The 5578-nt window shown below is 70.3% G+C and carries 6 protein-coding genes and 1 tRNA gene; 4 read left to right on the plus strand and 3 right to left on the minus strand.

Going from position 1 to position 5578, the window contains the following annotated elements; translation table 11 throughout:
• The 3 genes from ASJ79_RS17565 to ASJ79_RS17575 all read left to right on the plus strand — a co-directional run.
• Nucleotides 1–837, plus strand: an 837-nt coding sequence (locus tag ASJ79_RS17565) for a hypothetical protein (protein WP_067957698.1), incomplete at its 5' end; no start/stop codon positions are given.
• Nucleotides 838–848: 11 nt separating this feature from the next.
• A complete protein-coding gene (locus ASJ79_RS17570) occupies nt 849–1088 on the plus strand; it encodes a DUF5703 family protein (RefSeq protein WP_067957702.1) in 240 nt (79 codons plus the stop codon).
• On the plus strand, nt 1089–2150 hold the full coding sequence (locus ASJ79_RS17575; protein ID WP_067957705.1) for a quinone-dependent dihydroorotate dehydrogenase: 1062 nt from the start codon (nt 1089–1091) through the stop codon (nt 2148–2150).
• 56 nt (nt 2151–2206) lie between these two features.
• Here the strand turns inward: ASJ79_RS17575 and ASJ79_RS17580 are convergent, their stop codons facing one another.
• Entirely contained in the window at nt 2207–2743 is a 537-nt protein-coding gene (locus ASJ79_RS17580; RefSeq protein ID WP_067957708.1) for a YbhB/YbcL family Raf kinase inhibitor-like protein, read from the minus strand.
• 26 nt (nt 2744–2769) lie between these two features.
• Nucleotides 2770–4116 carry a M20/M25/M40 family metallo-hydrolase gene (locus ASJ79_RS17585; protein ID WP_067957712.1) on the minus strand — a complete coding sequence of 449 codons (1347 nt, stop codon included), beginning with the start codon at nt 4114–4116 and terminating at the stop codon, nt 2770–2772.
• 81 nt (nt 4117–4197) lie between these two features.
• On the opposite strand from ASJ79_RS17585, the gene ASJ79_RS17590 reads away from it, so the two are divergent.
• A tRNA-Leu gene (locus ASJ79_RS17590) sits at nt 4198–4283 on the plus strand.
• Between the two features lie 5 nt (nt 4284–4288).
• Here ASJ79_RS17590 and ASJ79_RS17595 read toward each other — a convergent pair.
• Nucleotides 4289–5578, minus strand: a 1290-nt coding sequence (locus ASJ79_RS17595) for a sulfite reductase flavoprotein subunit alpha (RefSeq protein ID WP_369803701.1), incomplete at its 5' end; no start/stop codon positions are given.

The raw sequence follows: 5578 nt of genomic DNA on the forward strand, positions 1-5578 counted from the left end.
CGCGGTCACGGTCGGGACTCGGTTGGGTTGCTGCTGGCCCTGTCCCCCGGGCCCGACGGTGCGGTGCTGACCGTCGTCGGAGGGTCCGGCGCGCCGACTCCGGTCACCCTGCCCGGTCCGGTCACGGCGATGGCCACCGACGGTGCGGGCACGGCGTACCTGTCGACCCGCGGCGGCTACTACCGGTTCGACGTGCCGACCGGCGAGGTGGAGAAGGTCGACGTCGAGGGCCGGGACGGGGTGGATTTCACCGCGGTCGCCCGGCGCGACGACGGCCGGCTGGTGCTCGGCAGCGCCGACGGGACGGTGTACACGCTGACCTCCGACACGGCCGTCGGCGCCGAGTTGAAGATCTTCGCGCGGGTGGACGCCCTTGTCGCCCAAGGGGATACCGCGGTGGTCCTGGACCGGGGGCAGACCTCGGTGACCAGCCTGAACGCCGAGGGCACCAAGTCCGAACACGCCCTGCGCGCCGGTGAGGGCGCCACCACCATGGCCGCCGACGGCGCCGGGCGGGTGCTGGTCACCGACACCCGCGGCGGCGAGCTGCTCGTGTACGGGCTGAACCCACTGATCCTGCGCCAGCGCTACCCGGTGCCGGATGCGCCGTACGGGGTGGCCGGCTCGGCGAGCCGGGACGGATTGGCGTGGGTGGCGCAGACGGCAACGAACACCGTCGTTGGTTACGATCTGGCAACCGGCATCCCCGTCGAGAAGGTGCGATATCGAACCGTGCGGCAACCCGACTCCCTGGCATTCGACGACGCGTCGAACACCCTGTACGTGGTGTCCGGCGCGGGTGCGGGCGTCCAGGTGATCCCGGAGGCCGGCCGGTGAGCCGCGGCAGGATGCCCGCCGCATGGGACAAGGTGGTCTCCGAGGATCCCGGCGAATACGAGTGGATCCCGCTGCGGCTGCCGCCGGAGGTGACCCGCATCAACGCGTCGACCCGGCTGTCGATCGAAGCGGAGTACCGCGGCTGGGAGCTGACCCGGGTGCGGCTCTACACCGACGGGTCGAGGCGGGTGCTGTTGCGCCGCAAGAAGCGTCCCGGCACCACGCCCGGGCCCGACCAACCGGGGCCGTAGATGTACACCGCGCTGCGTAGGGCGCTCTTTCTGGTGCCGCCCGAACGCATCCACACGTGGGTGTTCGCCGGGCTGCGCACCGCGACGCGTCCCGCACCGCTGCGCCGGCAGCTGACCCGGCGACTGGCCCCGCGCGACCCGATCCTGGCGAGCACCGTGTTCGGGACGCGGTTCCCGGGGCCGCTGGGCCTGGCGGCGGGTTTCGACAAGGACGGTGCCGGCGTGCACACCTGGGGCGCGCTGGGGTTCGGCTACGCCGAGATCGGCACCGTGACCGCCCAGGCGCAGCCGGGCAACCCGCCGCCGCGGATGTTCCGGCTGCCCGCCGACCGCGCGCTGCTCAACCGCATGGGGTTCAACAACCACGGGGCCGCGGCGCTGGCGTCCCGGCTGGCCGGGCAGGTGCCCGACGTGCCGATCGGCGTCAACATCGGCAAGACGAAGGTGACACCACCCGAACGCGCCGCTGAGGACTACGCCGAGAGCGCGCGCCTGCTCGGCCCGCTGGCGTCCTACCTGGTGGTCAACGTCAGCTCACCCAACACCCCCGGCCTGCGCGACCTGCAGTCCGTCTCGTCGCTCGGGCCGATCCTCTCGGCCGTGCTCGCCGAGACGTCGACACCGGTGCTGGTCAAGATCGCCCCGGATCTGGCCGATGCGGACATCGACGAGATCGCCGATCTGGCAGCCGATCTGGGGCTGGCCGGCATCGTCGCGACGAACACCACGATCTCCCGCGACGGGCTTCTCACCCCCGGGGTGGCCGAACTCGGCGCCGGCGGGATCTCCGGCGCGCCGGTGGCCCGGCGGGCGCTGGAGGTGCTGCGCCGGCTGTACGCGCGGGTCGGCGACCGGCTGGTGCTGATCAGCGTCGGCGGGATCGAGACGGCCGACGACGCGTGGGAGCGCATCACCTCGGGCGCCTCGCTGCTGCAGGGCTACACCGGGTTCGTGTACGGCGGCGGGCTGTGGGCCAGGAACATCAACGACGGCGTCGCCGTCCGCCTCCGTGAGAACGGATTTGCAAGCCTCGCAGAGGCGGTCGGCTCGACTGCGCGTTAGCGATTTCGGTGTAGTTGGTCACTCTCAGGTTGACCAACTACACCGAAATCACAGGGTCAGTTCTGTTCGTAGGTGCCGGTGATCAGCGCGCGGGCGATGGCGTGCCCGAACAGGTTGAACCCGAGGTAGGCCGGGGTGGCGTCGGCGGGCACGTCGAGTTTCTCGACGCCGACGGCGTGCACGGCGACGATGTAGCGGTGCGGGCCGTGCCCGGCCGGCGGCGCAGCGCCGATGAACCGCTTCAAGCCGGCGTCGTTGGCCAGGGTGACCGCGTCACCGGGGAATCCGCTCGCGCTGCCGTCACCGACGCCGGCGGGCAGATCGGTGACCGTGGCGGGCAGGTTGAACACCGCCCAGTGCCAGAACCCGGACGCGGTCGGGGCGTCGGGGTCGTACACCGTGACCGCGAAGCTGCGGGTCTCCTCGGGGAACCCCGACCAGCTCAGCTGCGGCGAGATGTCGGACCCGCCGGCGCCCATGATGCCGCTGACCTGGTCCTTGCCCCAGGGCTGCCCGTCCTGGAACGACTCCGAAGTCACGGTGAAGGTGGGCAACTGCGGAAGGAACGAGTACGGGTCGTAGTCGAACGCCATGGGGAGGGATCCTTTCAGTTGGAGTACTACGAGTGCAGCAGGAAGTGCTCGAGGACCTGCGCGCCGAACGTCAATGCATCGACAGGTACCCGTTCGTCGACGCCGTGGAACAGGGCCGCGAAGTCCAGATCGGGCGGCAGCCGCAGCGGCGCGAAGCCGAAGCAACGAATCCCCAAGCGGGCGAAGTGTTTTGCGTCGGTGCCGCCGGAGAGCATGTAGGGCACCGTGCGCGCGTCGGGGTCGGCGGCCAGGATCGCGTCGTTCATCGCCGCGAGCAGTTCGCCGTCGAACGGGGTCTCATACGACGGCAGGTTGGTGATCCACTCGCGTTTGACGTCCGGGCCGATCAGCTCGTCGACCTCGCGCTCGAACTCGGCGAGGCGCCCGGGCAGCACCCGGCAGTCGACGACCGCCTCGGCGGTGCCCGGGATGACGTTGGCCTTGTAGCCGGCCTTGAGCATCGTCGGGTTGGCGGTGTCGCGCAGCGTGGCGCCGACGATCCGGGCGATCCCGCCGAGTTTGGCCACGGTGCCCTCGATGTCGGGTGAGGCGGGGTCGAACGTGTACCCGGTCTCCTCACCCACCGCGGTGAGGAACTGCTCGACCGATTCGGTCAGCACGATCGGGAAGCGGTGTCGGCCCAGTCTGGAGACCGCCTCGGCGACCGCGGTCACGGCGTTGTCGTCGTGCACCATCGAGCCGTGCCCGGCGCGGCCCCGCGCGGTCAGGCGCATCCACAGCATCGCCTTCTCGGCGGTCTCGATCAGGTACAGCCGGCGGTCCCCGCCGTCGCGGCGCGGCACGGTCAGCGAGAAGCCACCGACCTCCCCGACGGCCTCGGTGACGCCCTCGAACAGGTCGGGGCGGTTGTCGACGAGCCACTTGCAGCCGTAGTTGCCGCCGGCCTCCTCGTCGGAGACGAACGCGAACACCAGGTCGCGGGGCGGCACGATGCCCGCGCGTTTGAAGTACCGGGCGACCGCGATGATCATCCCGACCATGTCCTTCATGTCCACCGCGCCGCGGCCCCAGACGTATCCGTCCTCGACGGCGCCGGAGAACGGGTGCACGCTCCAGTCCGACGCCTCGGCGGGCACCACGTCGAGGTGACCGTGCAGCATCAACGCGCCGCGTGAGCGGTCGGCGCCTTCCAGCCGGGCGAACACATTGGCCCGGCCCGGCGCGCCCGCTTCGATGTATTCGGTGACATACCCCACCTCGGAGAGCTGATCGGCCACCCAGCGGGCGCATTCGGCCTCGCCCTTGGTGGTGGCGGGCTCGCCGGTGTTGGAGGTGTCGAACCGGATCAGCCTGCTGACGAGATCGACGACCTCGTCGGCCGACCTGACTCCACCATCCGTTTGACCACTCACATGTCCCTTTCTAACACTGCCCGCCTCGCCTGGTTTGGGCCCGGGGCGGCTCATCCGTTAGCCTTAGCTGCCGCACAGCAGGTCCGAGTGGCGGAATGGCAGACGCGCTAGCTTGAGGTGCTAGTGCCCTATTAACGGGCGTGGGGGTTCAAGTCCCCCCTCGGACACTCTTCTAGTACACGTCGCGCACGTAGCGCTTCTCGGCCACCATCTGGCGCTTGTACTCCCGCGCCGCGTCGGGCTTCATGCCGCCGTGGGTGCGGATGATCTCGGTCAGCGTGTCGTCGACGTCCCTCGCCATCCTGGTGGCGTCACCGCAGACGTAGAAGTGCGCGCCGCCCTCGAGCCAGCGCCACACGTCGGCGCCGTGCTCGGCCATCCTGTCCTGCACGTAGACCCGCTTGTCCTGGTCCCGGGAGAACGCCAGGTCGAGCCGGTTCAGGAAGCCGTCGTCGGCCATGTCCTGCAGGTCGTCGCGGTAGTAGAAGTTCTGGTCGCGGTGCTGGTCGCCGAAGAACAACCAGTTCGGTCCGGTGTGACCGAGGGCGCGGCGTTCTTGCAGGAAGCCGCGGAACGGGGCGATACCGGTACCGGGCCCCACCATGATCATCGGGGTGTCGGAGTCCTGCGGTGGCCGGAAGTGCGGTGAGCGCTGCAGGAACACCGGCACCGGGATGCAGTCCGGCAGGTCGGCGAGGTAGGTGGAGGCCACCCCGCCGCGCGGGCTGCCGTCGGCGCCCGGGTACCGCACCACCGACACGGTGAGCTGGATCTCGTGCGGGCTGACCAGCGGGCTCGACGCGATCGAGTACTGCCTCGGCGTCAGCCGCACCAGCACCTCCTGCCACTGTTCGGCGTCGGCGCGCACGGTGAACTCGCCGACCAGGTCGATCCCGTTGCGGTTCACCAGCCACTTGTCGAACTCGCCGCGGTCCTTGCGCAACCGCTTGGCGACCCGCGGCTCCGGACAGTGCTCGGCGACGAAGCTCACCAGGTTCGGCGTCACCTTGCACACGTCGTAGTGCGACGTCAGCGCCATGCGCAACGGCATGGCGGCCCCGTCGACGACCACCATCTCGTTGCCGCTGAAACCTGTTGCCGTGAGCCATCGTTCGACGACCTCGGGCGGGTTGATCACGTAGACGCCCAGCGAGTCGCCGGCGCAGTAGGTCACGTCGTAGCCGCTGATGTCGAATCCGAACTGCCGCACGTCCTTGGCCGACCCCGCGGGCGTCAGCCGGTGGTTCCGGCACATCGGCGCGGCGATCGGGTTGGCCCGGGTGAACAGCGTGGGCCCGGCCGGCGGACCGGAAGACCCCGGGACGCCGGTTGTCGGCGGGCCGGACGGCGCCATCAGGTCGACGACCGAGTCCGCCCAGCGCTCCAGCGGTTCGTCGTCGTAGGCCTCGCATTCGGCCCGCTCGAGTACCCGGGACGCGCCGAGGTCGGTCAACCGGGTGTC

The organism is Mycobacterium sp. NAZ190054 (assembly GCF_001545925.1).
Taxonomy (GTDB): domain Bacteria; phylum Actinomycetota; class Actinomycetes; order Mycobacteriales; family Mycobacteriaceae; genus Mycobacterium.